Here is a 22,493-nt window from a genome sequence, read left to right as displayed (position 1 = left end):
AACCCTTCCCGGGCCCGCCTTCCCTTCCCTCAGTGCGCGTAGTGGCAGCACCCGTCCTGTCGCATCAGCCGGGCGACCTCCAGCCACTCCTCCTCGCTCCCGGCGGCCTTCGCACGCCGGGCGGTGGGCCGGTACGCGGCCACCAACTCCTCGGTGGTGTAAGGGTTTCCGCCCTTGAGGACCGACACCGTACGGATGAGGTCGGCGAAGTCCGTGAAGGGGTCGCCGTCGACGACGGTCAGGTCGGCGAGCTTGCCCGTCTCGACGGTGCCGAGGTCGTCGTCGAGGCCGAAGAGCCGGGCCGGGAGCGCGGTCGCGGTGCGCAGGGTCTCGGCCGGGGTGAGTCCGCCGTCGTGCAGGGCGCGCAGGGCGAGGTGGAGGAAGAGTCCGACGGGGCCGAGCGGCTGGTCGGTGCCGAGGGCGATGATGCCGCCGGCGGCCAGGATCCGCCGGTAGACGTCGGTCTCGGTGCGCAGCGCGGCGAGTTGGGCGGGGGTCGGCGGAATCCCGGCGCCCTGCCGGACGAGGGCGGCGTCCCAGGGCGGCATCACGACCGTGACCCGGGGGTCGTCGGCCAGGGAGGGATCGGCGCCCATGAGGGGTGCGGCCGTGAAGGGGGTGGCGATGAGGGAGAAGTCCACGCCCTCCTTGGCGTAGATCTCGACCACGTCCTCGTACGCCCGGCCGCTCGCGGTGATGGCGTGGCCGAACTCCGCGCGCTGGGTGGCCTGCAGATGGGTCGTCAGGTCCTGGCCGAGCTGGACGCCCGGGGAGAGCAGATGGCCTCCCGTGCGCACGCCGAGGCGTTCGTGGGCGAAGTGGGCGGCCTCGCTCATGACCCAACCGGGCGCCCGCACATAGGTCTTGACGAAGTCCCAGTCGAGCGCCGCGCCGCGTTCCAGGGTGCGGCGCAGTCCCGCCTTCGTACGGTGGGCGCGTCCCATGCTGTACGCGACCCGGGCGCCGTCGAGGAGTTCGCCGGTGGTGAGCAGCCGGGGTCCGGCGAGCCGGCCGGCGTTGACCTCCTCGCGGATGCGGACCTGTTCGTAGGCGAAGCCGCCGAGGGAGACGGCGGTGGTGACGCCGTAGGTGAGCTGGCCGGTGGCCTGGCGGCTGCCGTAGGTGCTGTGCCAGGGGTGGGTGTGGGTGTCCCACAGGCCGGGGATGACGGTCCGCGCGGAGGCGTCGATCCGGCGCAGGGCGGCCCGGCGGTTGCCCCGGTGGGGTTCTACGGCGGTGATGCGTCCGCCGCGTACGACGATGTCGACGTCGTCGCGGACGGTCTCGCCGGTGCCGTCCCACAGGCGTCCGGCGTGGACGACGGTGTCGGCGGGCGCGGGCCGGGTGCGGTCGAGCGGCACCCGGACGGTGCGGGCGTGGTCGCCGGAACCGCCGGAAACATCTACGAGACGGAGCCTGGTGCCGGACTGGTGGAGGAGCGTCTTGGAGTCGCCGGACCAGGTGGGGTGGTCGGCGGGTTCGGTGGTGAGGGTGCGGAGCTCTCCGCGTGGGGTGCCGTCGGGGGTGACGGGCAGCAGGCAGAGGGCGGACTCGACGATCACGGCCATCCAGCGGCCGTCGGGCGACCAGACGGGGCCGGAGTCGTACCGATCGGCGATCGAGGTGTGGGGCGCGACCGCGTGCAGCCGGTCGGCGCCGGTCGTGGTGTCGACGATCCGGATCAGGTTGTAGCCCTCGCGGAAACGGGCGCCGAGCCGGTTGCGATCGCACAGTGCGAGGTATCTGCCGTCGGGCGACCAGCTCGGCCTGCCGGGGAGCCCGCCCCCGCCGAGCGGTGCCACGAGGACACGCTCCTCGCCGCTCGCCAGGTCCCGTACGACGAGCCGTCCGGCCATGTCGAGGCAGGCGAGCCGCTTCCCGTCGGGCGAGAGCGCGGGCATGACCCGGCCGCCGGTGGCGAGGGCGGTCTCCTCGCCGGTGGCCAGATCGTGCCGGTACACACCGAGGAGTCCGTCGCGGTCGTCGGCGTAGACGAGCGACCTCCCGTCATGTGCCCAGCTGGGTGCGAGCAGGGTCCGGGTGGGCGGCGACTTCCGCAGCCTCTTCGGCCTGCGTCCGCCCGAAGTACCGGCCAGCCACAGCGAGTTGAGGGCGGCGAAGGCGATGCTCCGGCCGTCCGGCGAGAGCGCGGGCAGATGGATGCCCCGCACGGGCCGTACGCGCGCCTCCCCGAGGTCGTACTCCTTGATCCGGTAGCGCGGCCGGTCCACCGGGAGCGCGGCCTCGAAGGGGATCGCCTCCGGCCGGGCGGGTTCCTCGGGGCGTACGAGGGTGAACCGGCCGTCCAGGGTGACCAGCAGTTCGCCCGCCGCCGTCCAGCGGGGCGGTACGGGGGCGAGGTCGCCGTCGACCGGGACGGGCCGTCCGGCGACGACGAGGGTGCAGGAGCCGTTCGGGGACGCGGTGGTGCGCAGATACGCGAGGCGGCCGTCGGGGGCGAGGGCCGGGGTCATGACCTGGGCGGCCTCGGTCTCGGTGTGCTCGACGGTCACCGGTCCCGTGCCGTCGGCGGCCACGGCGGCGACGGTGCGGGACTCGACGGTCGGGGTGGTGCCCGTGGTCACGACCTTGGCGCGGACGAACAGCAGCCGGGTGCTGTCCGGGGACCAGGTCGGGTCGAAGTCCTCCCAGCCGCCGTCCTGGAGGGGGCCGTCCTGGTCCGGGAGGCCGGTGACGGGGGTGATGTCGCCGGTGCCGAGGTCCAGGACGTGGATGCGGTAGGGGCTTGCGTGGGAGGCACCGCCGGGGTCGCCGCCGCGTTCGGAGCCGAAGGCGAGCCGGGTGCCGTCGGGCGACCAGGCCGGGGCCCGGTCGTCCCAGGGGCCGTCGGTGCGCTGCTTCAGGTCGGAGCCGTCGGGGCGCACGGTCCAGAGGTGGAAGCCGCCGCCCTGGTAGGCGCAGAACGCGACGAGGGTGCCGTCCGGGGAGTACGTGGGCCGGTTGGGTTCGAGGCCGGCCGGGGTGAGGGGGACGGCCGTGCCGCCGGTGCGCGGCAGGGACCACAGGCCGCTCTGGATCTCGGCGATGAGCCTGTCGCCGGCGGGCGCGAGGGTCGCCGAGCCGTTGGTGGCCCGGGTGAAGGTGAGGGAGAGGCCGGTGCCGGGGGCGCGGGGCCCGGCCATGGCGGGTGCGGCGGCGCCGACGGCGACGGTGCCGAGGACCGCGGCGGCCCCGGTGGCACCGGTGGCGGCGAGGAGTTGACGGCGGCTCAGGGGCGGGATGCGGCGACTCTGATCACGGTCCATGACACCGCACGCTCGCGCACCACACGGCCCACCGGCAACACCGCCATTCACGCCATCGGGGGCTGTCACCCGCCGGTGGGACGGCGGCCGGGATCACGCGCCGGCGTGACGGGCGCCCGGGGTCGCCGCGGGGTGTGACGGCGCCCGGGGTCACTCCCCGGCGCGGCGGCCGCGGATCCACGCGGGCAGCGCGAACCAGCACAGCAGGTACCACAGGAGCACACAGCCCACCAGCCACGGCACGTACTCGTCGTGGGTGGCCACGCGCAGGATGAGCAGCAGTGCCGCCGTCATCGTGGCGAGGAGCAGGATCAGGCCCGCGACGGTCAGCCGGCCCGCCCAGCGCACGGCGGCCGGTTTGATGCGGCGGCCGGCGACGATGCGGTGGAAGGAGACGGGCCCGATGAGGGCGCCGGTGGCGGCGGCGCCGAGCATGACGGTCACGATGTAGATGGTCTTGTCGGCCTGCGCCAACTCTTCGTAGCGCGGGGTGAACACGACGGTCAGCAGGAATCCGAAGAGGATCTGCACCCCGGTCTGCGCGACCCGCACCTCCTGGATGAGTTCGTTCCAGCGGCGGTCGGCGCGTTCGTCCTCCGTCTCGTCGCGGCCTCGGTCCTGGTTGCCGTGCGCCTGGGTCACGGGTCCTCCCGGTCGGGTCGATGTCCCCTTCCCTGGATGGCGCCGCGTCGCCGACGACCAACCACGCACCCCCACCCCTTCACTCACACGAGTGAATCCAGTTGGCGCATCGGTCACTTGTGCCAATTCCGGCCTAGCGTGACCGCCGTGACCGACTCCTCAGAAACGTCCCGCCGGGGCTTCCTCATCGGCGCCGCCGCGCTCGCCCTCACCCCGCAGTTCGTCCGCCAGGACCCGGCCGCCGCCGCGGCCGAACTGCCCGGCTTCCCGGCGGATGTCGAGCTGTACAGGTCGGCGTACCGCAACTGGGGCGGGGAGATCACCGCGTCCGGGCTGTGGGCGTGCGCGCCCGCCGACGCGGACCAGGTGGTGGCGGTGGTCAACTGGGCCCGGCGGCAGGGCTGGACGGTCCGGCCGCGCGGCCTCTCCCACGGCTGGTCCCCGCTCACCGTCACCGCCGGCACCGACTCCGGCGCCCCGCTGCTGCTCGTCGACACGACCGCGCACCTCACCGCCATGACGCTGGAGTCCACCGGCCCCGCCGCCGTCCGGGTGGGCTCCGGCGCCACGCTGGAGGGGCTGCTGACCTTCCTGGAGGGCCACGGCCTCGGGGTGACGGCCTGCCCGGCGCCCGGTGACCTCTCGATCGGCGGCGCCCTCGCCGTCGACGCGCACGGCACGGCCGTACCGGCGGACGGGGAGACACGGCTGCCCGGTCACACGTACGGCTCGCTCAGCAATCTCGTGCTGTCGCTGACGGCGGTGGTGTGGGACGAAGGCAGCGACGCGTATGTGCTGCGGACCTTCACCCGGGACGACGCGGACGGTGCCGCGCTGCTCACCCACGTCGGACGCGCGCTGGTCACCGAGGTCGTGCTGCGGGTGGGGGCGAACAGCAATCTGCGCTGTCTGAGCCGGACCGACATCTCCGCCGGGGAGCTGTTCGCCGCGCCGGGTGGTGACGGGCGTACCTTCGCGAGCTTCCTGGACGAGGCGGGGCGGCTGGAGGCGATCTGGTTCGCGTTCACCGAGTTCCCCTGGTTCAAGGTGTGGAGCGTCCGGCCGACCCGCCCGCTGACCTCCCGGCGCGTGACCTCGCCGTACAACTACCCCTTCTCCGACAATGTGCCGACCGTCGTCGCCGACCTCGCCGGGCGGATGGTGTCCGACGCCGCCTGGTATCTGGCGCCGGTGCTGGGGAACGCGCAGCTGACCACGGCGTCGCTGGGGCTGACGACCACCCTGTCGGCGGACATCTGGGGGCCGTCGAAGAACACGCTGCTGTATCTGAAGCCGACGACGCTGCGGGTCACGGCGAACGGGTACGCGGTGCTCACCTCGCGGGACCAAGTACAGCGCGTGGTCTCCGAGTTCGCCGCGTTCTACCGCGCGCGGCTCACCGCGTACGCGGCCGAGGGGCGCTTCCCCGTCAACGGCTCGGTGGAGATCCGGGTGACGGGCCTCGACGACCCGGCGGACGTCGGTGTGGCCGAGGCGCGGGCCCCGCTGCTGTCGGCGCTGCGGCCCCGCGCCGACCGGCCCGACTGGGACACGGCCGTGTGGCTGGACGTACTGACACTGCCGGGGACACCGGACGCCGAGGCGTTCTTCCGGGAGCTGGAGCGGTTCCTGCTCACGACGTACGACGGCGGGCACGCCCTCACCCGGGTCGAGTGGTCCAAGGGCTGGGCCTACACGGACGAGGCCGCCTGGAGCGACGAGGAGGTCATCGGCACCGTCGTACCCGAGTCCTTCGACGACGGCGCGGGACCCGACTGGGACGGCGCGGCGGAGATCCTCGACCGGCTCGATCCACATCGGGTGTACGGCAACGCCTTCCTCGACCGACTGTTCCCGTGAGCGAATCCAGTGCCCGGCCGGAGGCGGCACGCCTCGTCCTCCGGCCGGCCCGGCGTCACACCTTGCGCCAGCGGGCCATGGCGAAGGAGAACAGCCCGAACAGCACGAGCCCGACCGCGACGCACGCGAGGAGCGCCGGGCCGACGGGGGACTCGGCGAAGGAGCGGAGGGTGTCGTCGAGGCCCTTGGCCCGGTCCGGTTCGTACGCGATGGCGGCGCGGACGGCGAAGACGCCGGCGGTCGCGAACACCAGGCCACGCGCGAACCCGCCCGCCACCCCGGTCACATCGACGGCGCGACGGGTCCGCCGGGACATCTCGCCGAGTCGGAGGTGCTTGTGGTACGAGCGCATCAGGGCCCGTACGCCGATCCACACGCCCGCCGCGATCACACCGACGCCCGCCGCGCCCACGAGCCACTGGCCGCCGGGGAGTTCGAGGGCCCGGGCCGTCACGTCCCGGGACTGCTCGTCGCTGGAGCCGCCGCCCCCGCTCGACTCCCCCGCCGCGAAGGCCAGCACGGAGTAGGCGACGAAGCCGTAGAACACGAAGCGCGCGGCGGACGCGAGGCGCTTGGTCGCCTTGCCGCCGTCCGGGCCCGCCGCGCCGAACACGGCCTCCGACAGCCGCCACAGCGCCATGCCCACGAGGCCGACGCCGAGGGCCCACAGCATCACGGAGCCCAGCGGCTTCTCGGCGATCTCCTCCAGCGCGCCCTGCCGGTCCGCCTGCTCCGAGCTGCCGCCGAAGGCGATCTGCAGGGCCAGCGCCCCGACCAGCAGATAGATGACACCGCGCGCGGTCAGCCCGGCCCGGGCCGCGCCCTCCGTCACCGAACTCCGCGCGGCATGTCCGCTCCCCACCCCGAGAGTCGTCATCAGGCGCGTCCCTCCCGCCCCTCGACCCGCAGCTGGAGCTGAACCTCCTGGTCACCGGCGTCCACGCCGACCTGGCTGACGGCGTACGTCTCCTCCAGGGCCTCCCGGAGCAGCCGTACTGCGGGCGGGCTGCCCTGGACGTCGACGGTGACGGGCGCGGACAGGGGCTCGGGGGTTTCCCCGGCCCCGGTGGGGACGACGGCCGTGTCGTACATGCCGGTCCACATCGTCGGCCGGTCGGTGCCGGTCTCGTGCGGCGGGTCGTCGGGGCGCCGGTCCGACTCGAAGTGGGCGCGCAGACAGGCGAAGACACGTTCGGCGTCCTGGGCCGAGCAGTCGCAGACCACGACCTCGACCTGGGACACGGGCAGACTGGGCAGGGTCACGAGCCTTCTCCCTCGGGTGGACGATCAGCGTGCGGGCACCCCGAGTACCCCCATGGTGTGCCCGAAACGGGGTTCTCGCAGGTCGCGCGAGACGGCACCCCGCCGGCGAAGGGACCCACCGGGCCCCACCAGGCCTCCCCGGAGCCTGGCCCGATCCGCCCGGTGGCACACGGGCCGTGGGCTATGTTGAGTGCTCGTGGGAGACGAAGGAGGCACGCGGGTGCCATCGCCGCAGCAGGCACGTGCGCAGGCATCAGCGATCACGTCCGGGCGGACCGCCCCGGAGACCGAGCAGTCGCCCACGTCCCGGCTCAGGGAACTGTTCGACGGCCCCCGGCTCTCCCCCGGGCAGCGGCGGATCGCCCAGTACCTGATCGAGCACATCACCGAGGCCGCGTTCCTGTCGATCACGGACCTCGCGGAGCGGGTCGGCGTGAGCCAGCCCTCGGTGACCCGGTTCGCCGCGGCCGTCGGCTTCAGCGGCTACCCGGCGCTGCGCGAGCGGCTCCAGGCCATCGCGCTCGCCACCCTCGGCAGCGCCCCGGGCATCACGGCGGCGGACCGCAGCAACGAGCTCCAGGCCGCCGTGGACGCCGAGATCGAGAACCTGGAGAACCTGCGGCGCGACTTCGCCGACCCCGACCAGGTCATCGAGGTCGGCCGCGCCCTGTCCCGCTCGGCCCCGCTGACCGTCCTCGGCCTCAGGATCTCCGGCGCGCTCGCCGAGTACTTCGCCTACGCCGCCCGCCGTATCCACCCCGACGTCCGGCTGGTGACGAAGGGCGGCACGGTCGCGTACGACGCCCTGCTGCAGTCCCGGGAGGCGGGCGGCACCTGGGTGCTGGCGTTCTCCATGCCCCGGCACGCCCAGGAGACGCTGACCGCGCTGCGGGTCGCCCACGGGGCCGGGCTGAAGGTGGCCCTGGTCACCGACCTGGCGCTCGGCCCCCTCGCGGCCGAGGCCGACGCCGTCTTCGCCACCGGCACCGGCTCACGCCTGGTCTTCGACTCCTACGCCGCCCCCGTGATGATGTCCTCCGCCCTGCTCCAGGCCATGACCGACGCCGACCCCGAGCGCACACAGGCCCGGCTGGAGGCGTACGAGCAGGTCTCCGAGCAGCATCAGTTCTTCCTCAGGGACTGATCCCATGTGACCGTTCCCGTTCTCCCCACATGGCAGGACAGCGGCGGATTCTTCCCATCTTTCCCGGCATGAATTTTTACATGTTCTTGCAAACTCATCGGTATATATAAATACTGCTCGCGGATCGTGACCCGGGGGACTCCGGGTCACGACGTCCACCCGGGTCCGTCCGCTCCTACCCGCCACGGCGCCCCGGGTGAGGCGGCCCCGGTCATCCCCTATGCCGGGGCCGCCCAGACTCTCCACCCGCTGCACCCAATGGCGTCGATGCAAGACCGGAGCGTTGAACATGGCCCTCACCTCCTCGCCCATCCGCACGGACTGGCCGTGTCAGGTCAAGACACCCGGCAGTTACGACTGGGAGAGGTCCGCGGCCAAGTGGCTGCGCGAACTGGTGCCGGCCCGTTACGGCAGCTACCCGGCGATGATGCGCCACCCCGTGCTGCTCGCCCGGCACGCCCAGATCCAGGTCCAGCACGAGATCCGGGTCGCCCGCACCGCCCTGCAGACCGCCCGCTCCGAGCTGCCCAGCCTCGGTATGTCCGAGTCGGTCATCGAGCACACCATCAAGATGTACGCCGCCGAGGTCATGCAGCTGAACCACATGGCCCGCTCCATCCGGGCCGTCAGCCAGGCCCTCGTGGACCACAACCTCGCCCGCGCCTCCCACTGACCCGGCCGCGCCCCCGCGCGGCGCGGTACACGGCGCCCGCGGAGGGAAGACGATGGGCAGGACACCGGCCGGGCACACCGCCCGGCCCTACTGAGGGGCGGGACCGATGGACTGGACATGGGGTGTGATCCTCGCGATCGCGCTGATCGCGGCCGCCGTCCTGGGAGTGGCCGTCTGGCTGCTCCTCCGACTCGTCCGCACCCGGCGCGAACTGAACCGGGCCGGCCTCCCCACCGGCCCCAAGTGGGTCTTCTGGGGCGCCGTCCTCTATCTCGTCCTCCCGACCGACCTGGTACCGGACCCGGTCTACCTGGACGACATCGGCGTCCTCCTGCTCGCTCTCAAGACGATGCGCTCCGGGCGTCAGGACGCCCTGGCCGCCGCCGAGCGACAGGAGGGCTCGGGAACCGCCCTGCGGGGGTGAGACGTTGTCGGGCTGACGGTCACTGCGACGGACGGCACCGATGAACGAGTTGGTACCTGGGGGCAACCTCCCCCTGCCGGGCGGCACCCTGACGATCAGGGTGCCGGGCCCCTTCGACGTCTCCGCCCTCGTCACCGACGACACCGGCAAGGTCCGCGGCGACGCGGACTTCGTCTTCTACAACCAGCCGACGGCCCCCGGCGCCCGCCTCACCGGCGGGACACTGACAGTGACCCCGACCGCCCTCCGCCCGGGCGCCACCCGCCTCACCCTCGCGATCAGCCCGGCCGCCCCCGACACACCGTTGGGCCACCTGCCCGGCCCGACCCTGCTCGTCACCGGCTCCGACGGCCGCCCGATCGCCCGCTTCACCCCACCGAGGCCCACACGCGAGACCGTACTGCTATTGGCGGAGCTGTACCGCAAGGGCACCGCCTGGAAGCTACGGGCACTGGGCCAGGGCTACGCGGACGGCCTGGCGGGGGTGGCGAGGGACTTCGGAGTGGACGTACTGGAGGACACGCCGACGAGCCCGCCCACGCAGGCGCCCGCGCCAGGACCCCGGCCCCCATCAGCGCCCAATCAGGGGCGCGGGGAACTGCGCGACCAGCCCCCACCGACCCGCACCCCCCACACAACCCCAGCCGCCCCCACCCCGAACGGCTTCCTCGGCCTGGTCAACGCCGCCCGAGCCACCGCAGGCTCCCCACCCGTATCACTGAACCCCCGACTCACGGCGGCAGCCCAGTCCCACGCCACCGCGATGGCCGCCCAGGGCCGACTCGCCGCCGAGGGCAAGGACGGCGTCTCCGTCTACCAACGCGTCACCACCGGCGGCTACGCCTACCTCACCATCGGCGAACACCTGGTCTCCGGCCCCCGCACCCCCGCCGAGTTCGTGGACTACTGCCGCTCCGACGAGCAGGCCGGACGCACCCTCCGCGAGCCCACGTGGAGCGAGACGGGTCTCGGCCACACCACCGACCCCCGCTCGGGCACCGTCTTCTGGGCAGCACTCTGGGCGCGCCCCTTCTCCCCGGCCGGCCTCCACGCGACCGCCACCGAAGTCATCGCCCTCACCAACACCGAACGAGCCGGGGCCGGTCTCCCGCCGCTCTCCCCCGACCCCCATCTCACCGTCGCCGCCCAGGCGCACAGCGCCGACATGGTGGCGCGGGCCTTCTACGCGCACACCTCCCCCGACGGCGGCGAACCCTGGCACCGCGCGGCGGCGGCCGGCTCCACCCGGCGGTCCATCGGGGAGAACATCGCGTGCGGGCAGCGTTCCGCCGCCGAGGTGGTGCGGGGCTGGATGAACAGCCCCGGGCACCGGGCGAACATCCTCAAACCCGGCTTCACCCATATAGGTATCGGCTTCGTCGGCGGCGGCGCGGCCGGCACGTACTGGACCCAGCTCTTCGGCGGCTGAAACCGACCCACCACGACTGTCCCTCTTTCGAGTCGCTCAACTCGCCCCCACACCTGGCTACTTGACTCTCCGTGACCACTCGACTCCAATGCACCTGTCGATGACGGCAGGCAACGGGAGACGAATCGGATGGTTCAGATGGTTTCGAGAACGGTGGGCACGGGTGTGGCGACGCTGGGCGCGGTCGTGCTGTCGCTCCTGACGGTCCCCGCCCAGGCGGCTCCGGCGGCCCCGGCGGCGGGGCCCGACACGACGGGTCTGCGAAAAGTGCTGCGCACGGCGCTGACCCAGGGGGCGCCGGGCGCGTTCGCGAGGATCGACGACAACGGCAAGGTGCACCATCTGGCGGAGGGCGTCGCCGACCGGTCCACCAAGCGGGCCCTCGGCACCGGGGACCGCATCCGCGTCGGCAGTGTCACCAAGACGTTCACGGCGGTGGTCCTGCTGCAGCTGGTCGACGAGGGCAAGCTCAAGCTCGACACGTCGGTCGACACGTATCTGCCGGGGCTGCTGCCCGACAAGAAGATCACCGTGCGTCATGTGCTCAGCCACCGCAGCGGGCTGTACGACTACGCCAACACCCTCTTCTCCCCCAGCGTGTCGGGCTTCGAGAAGGTCCGCAACAAGGTCTACACGTACCGCCAGCTGATGGACCTGTCGCTCGCCAAGCCCCTCACCAACAAGCCGGGGGCGTCCTACGCGTACTCGAACGCCAACTTCGTGGTCGCGGGCATGCTGATCGAGAAGCTCACCAAGAAGCCGGTGGCGACGGAGTACCAGAACCGGATCATCAAGCCGCTGAAGCTGGCCGACACGTTCTACGTCCACCCGAAGAACACGATCCCCGGCAAGTTCTCCCGCGGCTACATGACCGTCGACTCGACCGGGAAGAAGCTCGACTCGACGCTGCAGACGACCTCGTGGGCGCAGAGCGCGGGGGGCCTGGTGTCCGGCGCCAAGGACCTGAACAAGTTCATGTCCGCGCTGGTGCAAGGGAAGCTCACCTCGGCCGCCCAGTTGAAGGAGATGCTGAAGTGGACGCCGGTGAACAGCACCCAGGCGTACGGGCTGGGGCTGCGCCGGCGTGATCTGTCGTGCGGTGCCACGGTGTACGGGCACACGGGGACCGTGCAGGGCTACTACACCTGGGCGTTCACCTCGAAGACCGGCAAGCGCAGTGTGACGTCGTTCGCCAACACCTCCAACAACGGCACGGTGTACGCGACCGTCAACCGCACGCTGGAGAACACGTTCTGCGGCTGACGGAAGCGCGGCGTACGACCTCGACCCGCCCGGCGTCTCAGCCCCTCCGCCTGCGGTGACGGCCGGGGCGCCGGTGCGGGGGCTGTTCCGGCGCCGGGCCGGGCGGTTTCGGTGCCGGGATGTCCAGGCGGCGGGGTTTGTCGCCGTCGAGGGTGACCGGCGCGCCGTGGTGGCGGATCGTCAGGGAGTCGCCGGAGAGCAGTTCGTAGGTGGCGTACCGGGGTTTGATCTCCACCCGCAGACAGGTGCCGAGGAGCCCGACGCGGAAGGCGAGCCTGCTCAGGCGCTCGGGCAGGCGGGGTGCGAAGCCGACGGTCGTGCCGTGGTGGCGCATCCCGCCGAAGCCCGCGACCAGCGCGGTCCAGGTGCCGGCGAGGGAGGCGATGTGGAGGCCGTCGCGGGTGTTGTGCTCCAGGTCCGCGAGGTCCATCAGCGCCGACTCGGTCAGATAGTCGTGGGCGAGGTCGAGATGGCCGACCTGGGCGGCGATGACGGCCTGGCAGCAGGCGGAGAGTGAGGAGTCGCGGACGGTGAGCGGCTCGTAGTAGGCGAAGTTGCGGGCCACCTGGTCGGCGTCGAAGTGGTCGCCGCACTTGTACATCGCGAGGACCAGGTCCGCCTGTTTGACGACCTGTTTGCGGTAGAGGTCGAAGTAGGGGAAGTGCAGCATCAGCGGGTACCGGTCGGGCCCGGTGTTCTCGAAGTCCCAGCGCTGGTGGCGGGTGAACCCGGCGTGCTGTTCGTGGACGCCCCGTTCGTGGTCGTAGGGGATGTGCATGGCCTGGGCGGCGTCCCGCCAGGCGGCGCTCTCCTCCGCGTCGACACCGAGGTGCTCGGCGCGGTCGGGGTGGCGTTCGACGGCGTCGGCGGCGGCCAGGAGGTTTCCGCGGGCCATGAGGTTGGTGTACGTGTTGTCGTCGACGACGGCGCTGTACTCGTCGGGGCCGGTCACCCCGTCGATGTGGAAGGCGCCGTGGTGGTCGTGGTGGCCGAGGGAGCGCCAGAGCCGGGCGGTCTCCACCAGGAGTTCGACGCCGGTGTCGCGTTCGAAGGCGGTGTCGCCGGTGGCGGTGGTGTGACGGACCACGGCGTCGGCGACGGCGGCGTTGACGTGGAAGGCGGCCGTGCCGGCGGGCCAGTACGCGGAGCGCTCCGAGCCGTCGATGGTGCGCCAGGGGAACGCGGCGCCCTTCAGGCCGAGTTGGGCCGCGCGGGCGCGGGCGGCGGGCAGGGTGTTCTGGCGCCAGCGGAGCGCTTCGGTGACCGCGCCGGGCGCGGTGTGGGTGAGCAGCGGCAGGACGAAGGCCTCGGTGTCCCAGAAGGCGTGGCCGTCGTAGCCGGAGCCGGTGAGGCCCTTGGCGGGGATGGCGCGCTGTTCGGCGCGGGCGCCCGCCTGGAGGACGTGGAACAGGGCGAACCGTACGGCCTGCTGGATCTCCTCGTCGCCGTCGACCTCGACGTCGGCGCGGGCCCAGAAGTCGTCGAGGTAGGCGCGCTGTTCGTCGACGAGCCCCTGTCGGCCGCCGTACAGGGCGGCGGAGAGCGCGGCGTCGACCTGGTCGGCGACGGCGGGCAGCGAGCGGGTGCCGGACCAGCCGTAGGCGACGGTCTTCTCCACCCGCAGCCGCTCGCCGGGCTTCAGGACGGTGGTGGCGGTGAGGCGGGCGACGTCGTCCCTGCTCTCCGCGCCGGTGGTGATCTCGCCGGGCCCGGTGAGGACATGGTCGGCGGCGGCGCCGACGCGCAGTCCGCTGCGCCGGGTGCGGTGGACGAGCCGGAGCCGTGTCCCGTCCGCGAAGTGTTCCTCCGGTTCCAGTGGTGCCTTCAGGGCGATGGCGGCCCGTGGGTCGCCGTTCCGTTCGGGCAGTTGCTCGTTGGCCACCAGCTCCGACTGCACGACGATCCGGGCCTCGCCGTCGACGGCCTCGACCTCGTAGGCGACGGCGGCGATCGCCCGCTGGGTGAACGACACCAGACGGGTGGAGCGCACCCGGACGGTCGTCCCGGTCGGGGAGGTCCACTCGCAGCTGCGGCGCAGCACGCCCGCGCGCAGGTCGAGGACGCGTTCGTGGGAGTGGAGGCGGCCGTAGCGCAGGTCGAAGGGCTCGTCGTCGACGAGCAGACGGAGGATCTTGCCGTTGGTGACGTCGATGACCGTCTGCCCGGACTCGGGGTAGCCGTAGCCGGCCTCCGCGTACGGCAGCGGGTGGAGTTCGTGGACGCCGCCCAGGTAGCTGCCGGGCAGGCCGTGCGGCTCGCCTTCGTCGAGGTTGCCGCGCCAGCCGATGTGCCCGTTGGCCAGGGCGAACACCGATTCGCTCTGTGGCAGGACGTCGAGCTGGAGGCCCTGTTCGCGCAGGGCCCAGGGGTCGACTCCGTACGAACGGTGGGTGATCACGCCCAGTCCCCCAGGTCGGTCAGGTCCGGTACGACGATGTCGGCGCCGTGGGCGCGCAGGGCGTCCGCCCGGCCGACGCGGTCGAGGCCGACGACGTGTCCGAAGCGGCCCGCGCGGCCGGCGTCCATGCCGGCGAGGGCGTCCTCGAAGACGGCGGCCTCGGCGGGTTCGACGCCGAGGTCGTGGGCGGCGGCGAGGAAGGTGTCGGGGCGGGGTTTGCCCGGCAGCCGGCGTTCGGCGGCGACCACGCCGTCGATCCGTACCTCGAAGAGGTGCTCGGCGTCGATGGAGCGCAGGACGTCGCGGCAGTTGGCGCTGGAGGAGACGACGGCGGTGCGCAGGCCGTGGGCGCGGACCTGTTCGAGATAGCGCAGGGTGCCGTCGTAGGCCTCGACGCCGTCGGTGCGGATCAGGTCCAGCAGGATGTCGTTCTTGCGGTTGCCGAGGCCGTGCACGGTGGGGGCGTCGGGCGGGTCGTCGGGGGTGCCCTCGGGGAGGTGGATGTTCCGGGAGGCGAGGAAGGTGCGGACGCCGTCGGCGCGGGGGCGGCCGTCGACGTACTCGTCGTAGTCGGCGGCCGGGTCGAAGGGCCGGAAGGCGTCGCCGTCGCGGCGGCGCAGGAACTCGTCGAACGCCCGCCGCCACGCGGCGGCGTGCACGACGGCCGTCTTCGTGATGACCCCGTCGAGGTCGAAGAGGCAGGCGCGGATGCGGTCGGGCAGGCCCAGTTCGGTCACCTCGGGCCCGTTGGCCGTGTCGGTCGTGTCGGTCATGGGGGCGGGGTTCCCCGCGCGGCGGGAGTCAGTGGGCCGGGCGGGTGAGAATCCGGTCAGCGGCTCATCGGCGGCTGATGCTGTCGCCGCCGTGGGCGCGGCCCAGGGTGTGGAGGTGTTCCAGGGCGTCGAGGACGACCGTCCGGTCGTACCAGGCCAGCCACTCGCCGGTCTCCGCGGCGGCGACGGTCAGCGCCTTGAGCTGGGCGCGTGTCAGGCCCCGCAGCGGACGTTCGAAATGGGCGGAGACCATGCCCACGCACCGTCCGGAGGCGGTGGTGAGCGGCACGCTGTGGCAGGCGCGGCTGCCCGCGCGGAGGATCGTCGAGCGGGCGTCCTCGGCGAACACCGGGTCCGTCGCCACGTCCTGGACGGTGACCTGGGCGACCTCCCGGGCGGCCTTGGCGCAGGAGGTGCCCTCCTCGCCGACGTACGCGAAGAAGTCCACGAACTCCGCCGGGTGTCCCGTGTGGCGTTCGATGCGCAGTCCGCCCTCGGTCCGGTCGGCTGTCTGGACGTTGCCCATGCCGGTGCCGACGACGGCGAGGGTCTGGCTGAGGACGGCGGTCAGGACCGCGCTCCGGTTACCGCGTCCGACGTGGCGCCGGCGTGCCTCCTCGAAGCTGAGGGGCGGTTCCGCCTGCCGGGCCCGGCCGGGGAACCACAGGGTGCTCCGGCCGTCCGGGCGGGGTACGCTCACCGCCGCCTCGGCCAGGGTGCGCAGCTTGACGTTGTACTGCTGCGAGGCCCGCTGGAGCAGCGCGAACGCGGTCTCGGCGTCCGGCAGCGCGTAGCGCTCCCGCAGCATGCCCTGGGCCTGGGCGACCAGCGGGCGGCCCTTCATCCGGGTGCGCAACTGGTGGATCTCCGCGCGCAGCCGTGCCAGTTCCTCCCGCACCGCCTCGCCGTCGCCGTCCGGCTCCGACCAGGGTCCCTCCGCCATCCCGCACCTTCCGCTTCGCTCGCTCCGATCGACAGCAGGGCTCGTCTGCCCGGTCCGGGCCCGAGTACGCCGGATCGGGTGGTCTACCGTCGTCCGCATGTCCCTGACCTTCGACGACCTGCTGCGGCGGGCCGCCTCCCTGGCCCGCCCCGGCCGCCGGGCCCTCCTCGGCATCGCCGGTGGCCCCGGTGCGGGGAAGACCACCCTGGCCGAACGGCTGACCCGGGAACTCAACGGCGACGGCGAGCCCTGGGTCGCCCATGTCCCCATGGACGGCTTCCACCTCGCCGACGCCGAACTCGACCGGCTCGGGCGCCGCGACCGCAAGGGGGCGCCGGACACCTTCGACGCGGCGGGGTACGCGGCCCTGTTGGAGCGGCTGCGCGGTGACGAGGAGGGCGTCGTGTACGCGCCGGGGTTCGAACGTGTGCTGGAGCAGCCCGTCGCGGGGGCGATCCCGGTGCCGCCCTCCGCCCGGCTGGTCGTCACCGAGGGGAACTATCTGCTGGTGGACGAGGGGCCCTGGCGGCGTGTCCGGTCCCGTCTCGACGAGGTCTGGTTCTGCGACCTCGGCGAGACGGAGCGTGTACGTCGCCTGGTCGCCCGCCACGAGGAGTTCGGCAAGGGGCATGACGAGGCGGTCGCCTGGGTGCGGGGGACGGATCAGCGCAACGCGGAGCTGGTGGCGGCGACTCGGGGGTTCGCGGATCTGGTGGTGCCACCTGTGGCGATGCCTCGGCTTCAGGGCTGGGCCGGCGGTTCCCAGGCACCCGGCGGCTGAGGCCGGCCGAGGCGGGTTTAGCTCACCGGCGCTCGCCGGGTGCCGCCGCGCCCACCTTCCCCCATCGCCCCAGCGGTACGACTGCCCGCAGCTGGGTGGACGGCACGACAGCTGCGCGGCTGCACGCAGCCACGCCGCTTCCGTCATCCCCTCAGCGTCAGGATCGGTTCGCCGTGTTCGTCGCCCGCGGGAGCGCCGAGCACCGCCGTGAACGACTCCGTGCGGACGCGTAGGCCCTCCGAGACGCGGGTGAACGTGGGGTCGAAGACCTCGCCGGAGGTGCCGTGACGGACGGCGAAGACATGGAGGTCGTCCGGGGCTCCCGGGGCGGGTGTGGCCTCGATGGCGGTGGAGGCGATCAGGTGGGACCAGCCCTCGTCGGGGTTGCCGTAGCCGCGGGGGTCGGCGGCCAGGGCGAAGGCGGCGAGCTCCTGGGTGGTGTCGGCGCGGGCGTCGAAGAACTCCGGGCCCTCGCCGGCCGGGTGGGTCAGCCACAGGTCGCCCGCGGAGGCCACCTCGGCGTCCGCGATCCGGCGCAGCCGGTCCCCGTCGTCCGCCACGTACGGCAGACCGGCCAGCAGGTACGGCTCGCCCGGGAGGCGTTCGACGGCGACCGTGGTCCACAGGCGGGTGCCGTCGGTGACGTACAGGGACTGCACATGCCGCAGGACGTGGTCGCGGGTGACGACCGGCTTGGTGACCAGCTTGGCCGTGAGGCCGTCGGCCCGGACGTCCCGGACGCGGGTCTCGCCCATGGGGCGGCAGAGCAGGAAGCCGTCGACGACCGGCCCGAAGCCGTGCTGGCGGTTGACGGCGGCCGGAAGGAAGTACGTGCCGTCGGCCTCGACGAGGGACGGGGTCATCTTGGAGTCGAAGGCGACCGAGACGCCGCCGGAGCGGAGTTGGTGGCGGACCGGTTCCGTGGACGGGGTGCGGTGCCAGGGGGTGGTGTCCTGGATCTGCCAGACCAGCATCCACGCGAAGTGGCCGTCGACCCCGCCGTCCGGTTTGACCGCGTACCGGCCCCATCGGGTGTCGCCCCGGTAGCGGCCCAGGTCGGCGCCGATCCGGTGACCGAAGTAGCGCAGGCCGAGCACCGACTCGAAGCCGGAGTGCTGCTCGCTGTAGCGGGGGCCGCCGCAGTCGAAGCCGCCGCTGGTGAGGCGGGCGTCGAGGTAGCGGGCGACCGCCTCCCCGTCCTCGGCGAAGATCTCCTCGCCGCTGATCCGGTGGGCCTGGGCGAGGAAGGACAGGGAGATCGGGCCGTAGTTGTTGTCCCAAGCGCCGCCGTGCTCCGGCGGGAGCAGGGCGCCCCGGTCGCGTACCCGGTGGGCGCGGATCTCCTCGACGTAGAGGGCGATCGCGCGGGAGCGGACCTTCTCCCCCTCCTCCGGCGGGAGGTGGCGGGCCAGCATCAGGCCGCCGACCACACAGCCGATCGCCTGGTTGCCCGCCTCCTGCGGGTTGAAGAAGGTCGCCTCGGTCAGCCAGCGCCAGTAGCCGCGGCTCATCTCCCGCAGGGCGTCGGTCTGTTCGTCGGTGAGGAGGCCGTCTGCGAGGTCGAGGAGGTCGACCGCCTGGAGCAGCGCCCACACCGTGCTCGGCCAGTCGCCGATGGGGTGGGCGCCGGGCGCCAGTGTGTAACGGGCGTACGGGAAGCCGGAGTCGCGCAGCCTCAGGTTGGGGTAGCCGGGGTTGTCGTCCGTGTAGACGCGCTCCCTCAGGTGGAAGTCAGTGCTGCGGGCGACCGCCTCCGGCAGGCGCGGGTCCTTCCCACGCTGCCAGGCGAGCGCCAGCAGCGAGGTGATGCCGAGGGAGGTGTCGCCGATGTCGTCGACGCAGTCGGGGTGTTCGAGGCTGCCCTCGGGCGTGAGGCGAGCGAGGGCCTGCTCGGTGACGTCGGCGAGCACGGCGTCGTACGCCTCCGGAGTGTCCGGCAGGTCGTGCAGCGAACCGAGCTGGCGTGGGAGGTGCACGGGATCAGTCCTTCATGCCTGGGGTGGCCGTGGCGGGGTTCGTCGGAGATCACACGACGGGGGCGGGGCGGCGGGCGCGCAGGGCGAGGGTCAGTGTGTGCGGGCCCTGTCCACCGAGGTAGACGCGGTTCCCGGTCGTCGCGTCGGTGCCGCCCACCACGGTGTAGTCCTGCCCCGGGTCGTACCCCAGGACCTCGCTCCGGTCCGGCCCGGCGAGCGGTTCGCCCGTCTCGACGTCGGCCTCGACCCGGATCTCGTCGTCGCCGACCCGGTAGGTCATCGGCCCGGTCGTCAGGCACCAGCGTCCGTCGCCGAGCGGTACGGCGCCCTGCGGCTCGCCGCCGGGCCGGAAGGTCAGTTCGAGGGCCCAGGGCACCGGTGGTCCGCTGATGTCGATCCGCAGCTCGGCCCCGTCCTCCCGCAGGTCGACCTCGACGCGGGTCGTGTGGGTGACCTCGTCCCGAGGCCGGTCCGGGAAGGCCATCGAGGCCGAGTAGCGTCCGTCGTCCACCAGCCGGTAGACGCCGTCGTCCCGCCTGAGGTCCTTCGGGAGCGGCTGGTAGTAGGCGGCCGTGAGGGTCTGGGTGAGCCGGTACCGGTTGTCGGCGAGCTGTTCCATGTCGGCGGCGCGGAACGGGCCCAGGTCGAAGAAGCCCCGCGAGAGCCGGACCGCGTCGAGGACGGCGTCGCCGGCGAACAGGCGCAGGAAGGTGGGGTTGCAGGCGAGGCCCGAGCGGATGCGCCGGTGCTCGGGCACGTCGGAGCCGCCGTACACCACCGTGTGCGCGGTGGCCGAGGCGCGGGCGGCGAGGCGCGCGGTGGTGAGGTACCGGTCGCGCGGAAGGTTCTCCGCGGTCGGGGCCGGCAGGGCGCGGCACAGGTCCGGGGTGAGGAGGGTCTCGGCGAGCAGGTCGGGGTCGTCGATGCCGCCGGCGGCCGCCAGCCGCGCCACGCGGGCGAAGTCGCCCCGGCCGGTGCGGATCGCGAGGAGCCGGTAGTGCGGCAGGTAGGGCGCCAGCGGGAACGGGTGGTTCTGGTCCTGCCGTCGCGAGTGGACGGTCTCCACCGTGCCGTCCGGCCTGATCAGGTCCAGGGTGGTGGCGAGATTGCGTTCGACGGCGTACAGCAGGTCGGCACGGCCGAGCACCTCGGCCAGGAGCAGCAGCGACGGGTTGGACACATGGGCCGCGTAGTTGGCGCTCCGCTCCGAGTACAGGCCCTCCGCGTCGATGTCGACGCCCTCGGCGAGCCACTGATCGACGCGGTCGAGCAGCCGGTCGTCCGGGAACGACCGGTGCAGCCGGGCCAGCGCCGCGCACAGTTCCCAGCGGTGGTTCGGGGTGTGCACCCCGCCCGTGAGGAGGCTGTCGATGGCGGCGCCGGCGATCTCGGCGAGCGCGGCCGTGACGTCGCGCAGTTCCGGGCCCGCGTCGGCGGCGAGGAGGTGCGCGTCGCACACGTCGTTGACGGTGAAGCCGGAGTCCGGCGGCGACTGCACGTTGTCGCCGCCGGCGAAGAGGCCGGTGGTGGTCTGCGTGGCCCGCAGCGCGCGGAGGTGGGTCAGCGCGGCGGCGACGGCCCGCTCGCTGCCGTGCAGTGCCGAGTCCGGGGAACGGTAGGCCGCGACCAGGGTCTTCACCCGCCGCGCCAGACCACGGTGCGGCACACCGGCGGGTTCCTCGTCGGGGCGGGCCGCCAGGGGGACGGCCGTCCGGTCGGCGGCGCGGGCCGCCGACCGGACGAACTCGTGGTCGAGCGGGGTGGGCAAGGTCAGTCCTTCAGTCCGGCGTTGATGTCGGCGTTCATGACGTACTTCTGGAACACCAGGAAGACGACGATCAGCGGAACCATGGAGATGACCGATCCGCCGAGCAGCACCGACCAGTTGATGTTCTGCGCGCCGACGAGGCTCTGGATGCCGATCTGCACCGTGAACTTCTCGGGGTCGTTCAGCATCAGCAGCGGCCAGATGTAGTCGTTCCACCTCCACTGGAACGACAGGATGGCGAGCGTCAGCATGATGGGCCGGGAGAGCGGCACCATGATCCGCATGAAGATCGACAGCTCTTTCGCGCCGTCGATGCGGGCGGCCTCGATGAGTTCGTCGGGGACCGTCAGGAAGAACTGCCGGAACATGAAGCACCCGGTCGCCGTGAGCAGGGCCGGGAGGATGATGCCGGAGAGCGAGTTGTAGAGGCCGAGGTCGCGGACCACCAGGAACAGCGGGGCGAGCATGACCTCGGCCGGCAGCATCGTGGTGGCCAGGATGCAGACGAAGAAGGCCTTGAGCCATTTGTTGTCGTACTTGGCCAGCGCGTACCCGGTGCAGCAGCTGACCCCCACCGTGAGGATCGTCGCGATCACACACACGATGATCGTGTTGATGAAGTACCCGGAGAAGTTGGCGCTCGCCCACGCTTCCTTGTAACCCGACACGGTGGGGTCGTCCGGGAACAGCGTCAGCGGAAGGGAGAACAGGTCTCCCGCCGGCTTCAGGGAGCTGAGGACGAACCACAGCACCGGCAGCCCGTAGAGGCCCGCCAGGACCCACAGCAGAGTCGTCGGGGCGATCGCGCGCCGAAGCCCTCCGGTTGCCGAGCCACGGGGCCTCTTCTTGGAGACGGCCCGTACGGAGTCGGCGTCGACCTTGCGCGGCATGTCTGTGGTTGTCATCGGTTCTCCACCCGCCGGTTGACCATCATCTGGATGATCGCGACGGCCATCAGGATGAGCATGAGCACGAACGACGCGGCGCTCGCGTAGCCGATCTGGCCCGACTTGAACCCGGTCTGGTAGATGTACTGGACAAGCAGGTTGTTCGACGTTCCGGGTCCACCGTTGTTGAGGGAGGCGAACACCGCGTACTCCTTCATCGCGTGGATCGTGTTGAGCAGGATGACGATGAAGGACGTGGGAGCGATGCTCGGCAGGGTGATGCTGATGAACTGGCGCCACGGGCCGGCGCCGTCGAGCGCGGCCGCCTCGTAGTACGACGTCGGTACGTTCTTGATCGCCGCGATGAACAGCAGCATGGAGAAGCCCGTCCAGGCCCACGCCGCCGCCACCACGACCACGAGCAGTGACAGGTCCGCGTTCGACTGCCAGGGAACGGCGCTTCCGCCGACCTTCTCTATGAAGTAGTTGACCAGTCCGAAGTTCTCACCGAACAGCCACCGCCACAGGACACCCACGATGATGGGCGACAGCAGCCACGGGATGAAGAAGAAGATGCGGGCGACCGACGCGCCCTTGGCGTGCTTGCTCACCAGCACGTTGGCGATGAGCAGCGACAACACGAAGTTCAGCGGGACGAAGAGCACGGTGTACAGCAGCGTGCGGGTCGTCGCGGAGTAGAAGGTCGAGTCCCCGAGCAGCTTCTGGTAGTTGTCCAGTCCGACGAACTGGAACGACCCCACACCCGTGTAGTTCGTGAAGGAGTAGACGAGCCCGATCACCGCCGGCCAGACGAAGAACAGCGCGAAGAGCACGACATTGCCCGTGATGAGGACGAGCGGTGCGAGGGTGTACTTGCTTCGTCTCCTGGGCGGGCTCACGGACACGTCCGAAGCGTCCGGGGCGCGTTTTGTCATCTTCCTGACTCCGTGCTGGTGGATTGGATCCGGGGGGCTCAGGCCATGAGCCCGGCATCACGTGGGTG

General features: G+C 72.2%; 18 protein-coding genes. 7 read left to right on the top strand and 11 right to left on the bottom strand.

Going from position 1 to position 22,493, the window contains the following annotated elements; genetic code table 11:
- Window positions 1-29: 29 nt before the first annotated feature.
- A complete protein-coding gene (locus ABT147_RS16015) occupies window positions 30-3,266 on the bottom strand; it encodes an amidohydrolase family protein (RefSeq protein ID WP_351406186.1) in 3,237 nt (1,078 codons plus the stop codon).
- 150 nt (window positions 3,267-3,416) lie between these two features.
- On the bottom strand, window positions 3,417-3,908 hold the full coding sequence (locus tag ABT147_RS16010; RefSeq protein WP_351406184.1) for a DUF6328 family protein: 492 nt from the start codon (window positions 3,906-3,908) through the stop codon (window positions 3,417-3,419).
- A 147-nt stretch (window positions 3,909-4,055) separates the two neighbouring features.
- On the opposite strand from ABT147_RS16010, the gene ABT147_RS16005 reads away from it, so the two are divergent.
- Window positions 4,056-5,768 (top strand): cholesterol oxidase substrate-binding domain-containing protein, encoded by a 1,713-nt coding sequence (locus tag ABT147_RS16005; RefSeq protein WP_351406182.1) that lies wholly within the window; start codon window positions 4,056-4,058, stop codon window positions 5,766-5,768.
- A 55-nt stretch (window positions 5,769-5,823) separates the two neighbouring features.
- Here ABT147_RS16005 and ABT147_RS16000 read toward each other — a convergent pair whose 3' ends face one another.
- Together ABT147_RS16000 and ABT147_RS15995 are read right to left on the bottom strand one after the other, a co-directional pair.
- On the bottom strand, window positions 5,824-6,645 hold the full coding sequence (locus ABT147_RS16000) for a DUF1206 domain-containing protein (protein WP_351406180.1): 822 nt from the start codon (window positions 6,643-6,645) through the stop codon (window positions 5,824-5,826).
- On the bottom strand, window positions 6,645-7,031 hold the full coding sequence (locus tag ABT147_RS15995) for a hypothetical protein (RefSeq protein WP_351406177.1): 387 nt from the start codon (window positions 7,029-7,031) through the stop codon (window positions 6,645-6,647). The genes ABT147_RS16000 and ABT147_RS15995 overlap by 1 nt, the downstream gene beginning before the upstream one ends.
- A gap of 220 nt (window positions 7,032-7,251) precedes the next feature.
- Here ABT147_RS15995 and ABT147_RS15990 point away from each other — a divergent pair, with 220 nt between their 5' ends.
- The 5 genes from ABT147_RS15990 (at window position 7,252) to ABT147_RS15970 (ending at window position 11,964) form a co-directional block, all read left to right on the top strand.
- Window positions 7,252-8,175, top strand: a complete 924-nt coding sequence (locus ABT147_RS15990; protein ID WP_351406175.1) for a MurR/RpiR family transcriptional regulator — start codon at window positions 7,252-7,254, stop codon at window positions 8,173-8,175.
- A 289-nt stretch (window positions 8,176-8,464) separates the two neighbouring features.
- On the top strand, window positions 8,465-8,848 hold the full coding sequence (locus ABT147_RS15985; RefSeq protein ID WP_351406173.1) for a hypothetical protein: 384 nt from the start codon (window positions 8,465-8,467) through the stop codon (window positions 8,846-8,848).
- A 106-nt stretch (window positions 8,849-8,954) separates the two neighbouring features.
- Window positions 8,955-9,272 (top strand): YkvA family protein, encoded by a 318-nt coding sequence (locus ABT147_RS15980; protein ID WP_351406171.1) that lies wholly within the window; start codon window positions 8,955-8,957, stop codon window positions 9,270-9,272.
- Between the two features lie 40 nt (window positions 9,273-9,312).
- A complete protein-coding gene (locus tag ABT147_RS15975; protein WP_351406168.1) occupies window positions 9,313-10,701 on the top strand; it encodes a CAP domain-containing protein in 1,389 nt (462 codons plus the stop codon).
- Between the two features lie 138 nt (window positions 10,702-10,839).
- Complete coding sequence (locus ABT147_RS15970; RefSeq protein WP_351406166.1) at window positions 10,840-11,964, top strand: serine hydrolase domain-containing protein; 1,125 nt, start codon at window positions 10,840-10,842, stop codon at window positions 11,962-11,964.
- A 37-nt stretch (window positions 11,965-12,001) separates the two neighbouring features.
- On the opposite strand, the gene ABT147_RS15965 is transcribed toward ABT147_RS15970, so the two are convergent.
- From ABT147_RS15965 to ABT147_RS15955, 3 genes are all read right to left on the bottom strand, one after another.
- Window positions 12,002-14,362 (bottom strand): glycoside hydrolase family 65 protein, encoded by a 2,361-nt coding sequence (locus tag ABT147_RS15965; protein WP_351406164.1) that lies wholly within the window; start codon window positions 14,360-14,362, stop codon window positions 12,002-12,004.
- Window positions 14,359-15,099 (bottom strand): HAD family hydrolase, encoded by a 741-nt coding sequence (locus tag ABT147_RS15960; protein ID WP_351406367.1) that lies wholly within the window; start codon window positions 15,097-15,099, stop codon window positions 14,359-14,361. The genes ABT147_RS15965 and ABT147_RS15960 overlap by 4 nt, the downstream gene beginning before the upstream one ends.
- 100 nt (window positions 15,100-15,199) lie before the next feature.
- Entirely contained in the window at window positions 15,200-16,078 is an 879-nt protein-coding gene (locus ABT147_RS15955; protein ID WP_351406162.1) for an ANTAR domain-containing protein, read from the bottom strand.
- Window positions 16,079-16,175: 97 nt separating this feature from the next.
- On the opposite strand from ABT147_RS15955, the gene ABT147_RS15950 reads away from it, so the two are divergent.
- Window positions 16,176-16,859, top strand: a complete 684-nt coding sequence (locus ABT147_RS15950) for a nucleoside/nucleotide kinase family protein (protein ID WP_351406159.1) — start codon at window positions 16,176-16,178, stop codon at window positions 16,857-16,859.
- Window positions 16,860-17,002: 143 nt separating this feature from the next.
- Here ABT147_RS15950 and ABT147_RS15945 read toward each other — a convergent pair whose 3' ends face one another.
- Genes ABT147_RS15945 through ABT147_RS15930 form a run of 4 tightly spaced genes read right to left on the bottom strand, consistent with a single transcriptional unit; the run spans window position 17,003 to window position 22,425 of the window.
- On the bottom strand, window positions 17,003-18,835 hold the full coding sequence (locus ABT147_RS15945; RefSeq protein ID WP_351406157.1) for a hypothetical protein: 1,833 nt from the start codon (window positions 18,833-18,835) through the stop codon (window positions 17,003-17,005).
- 49 nt (window positions 18,836-18,884) lie between these two features.
- Complete coding sequence (locus ABT147_RS15940) at window positions 18,885-20,603, bottom strand: hypothetical protein (RefSeq protein WP_351406155.1); 1,719 nt, start codon at window positions 20,601-20,603, stop codon at window positions 18,885-18,887.
- A gap of 2 nt (window positions 20,604-20,605) precedes the next feature.
- Window positions 20,606-21,508 (bottom strand): carbohydrate ABC transporter permease, encoded by a 903-nt coding sequence (locus tag ABT147_RS15935; protein WP_351406153.1) that lies wholly within the window; start codon window positions 21,506-21,508, stop codon window positions 20,606-20,608.
- Window positions 21,505-22,425: a carbohydrate ABC transporter permease gene (locus ABT147_RS15930; RefSeq protein ID WP_351406150.1), complete on the bottom strand. Its 921-nt coding sequence runs from the start codon at window positions 22,423-22,425 to the stop codon at window positions 21,505-21,507. Before ABT147_RS15930 ends, ABT147_RS15935 begins: the two co-directional genes overlap by 4 nt.
- Window positions 22,426-22,493 lie beyond the last annotated feature (68 nt).

Origin of the sequence: Streptomyces sp. NPDC001868 (assembly GCF_040297125.1) — a bacterium.
Taxonomy (GTDB): domain Bacteria; phylum Actinomycetota; class Actinomycetes; order Streptomycetales; family Streptomycetaceae; genus Streptomyces.
Note: the sequence above shows the minus strand (reverse complement) of the source record. Positions and strands in the feature narration are given on the sequence as shown.

Coding starts and splice junctions, on each gene's coding strand:
- ABT147_RS16015 (WP_351406186.1), bottom strand. CDS start 3,266: ATGGACCGTGATCAGAGTCGCCGCATCCCGCCCCTGAGCCGCCGTCAA.
- ABT147_RS16000 (WP_351406180.1), bottom strand. CDS start 6,645: ATGACGACTCTCGGGGTGGGGAGCGGACATGCCGCGCGGAGTTCGGTG.
- ABT147_RS15985 (WP_351406173.1), top strand. CDS start 8,465: ATGGCCCTCACCTCCTCGCCCATCCGCACGGACTGGCCGTGTCAGGTC.
- ABT147_RS15980 (WP_351406171.1), top strand. CDS start 8,955: ATGGACTGGACATGGGGTGTGATCCTCGCGATCGCGCTGATCGCGGCC.
- ABT147_RS15975 (WP_351406168.1), top strand. CDS start 9,313: ATGAACGAGTTGGTACCTGGGGGCAACCTCCCCCTGCCGGGCGGCACC.
- ABT147_RS15970 (WP_351406166.1), top strand. CDS start 10,840: ATGGTTTCGAGAACGGTGGGCACGGGTGTGGCGACGCTGGGCGCGGTC.
- ABT147_RS15955 (WP_351406162.1), bottom strand. CDS start 16,078: ATGGCGGAGGGACCCTGGTCGGAGCCGGACGGCGACGGCGAGGCGGTG.
- ABT147_RS15950 (WP_351406159.1), top strand. CDS start 16,176: ATGTCCCTGACCTTCGACGACCTGCTGCGGCGGGCCGCCTCCCTGGCC.
- ABT147_RS15935 (WP_351406153.1), bottom strand. CDS start 21,508: ATGACAACCACAGACATGCCGCGCAAGGTCGACGCCGACTCCGTACGG.
- ABT147_RS15930 (WP_351406150.1), bottom strand. CDS start 22,425: ATGACAAAACGCGCCCCGGACGCTTCGGACGTGTCCGTGAGCCCGCCC.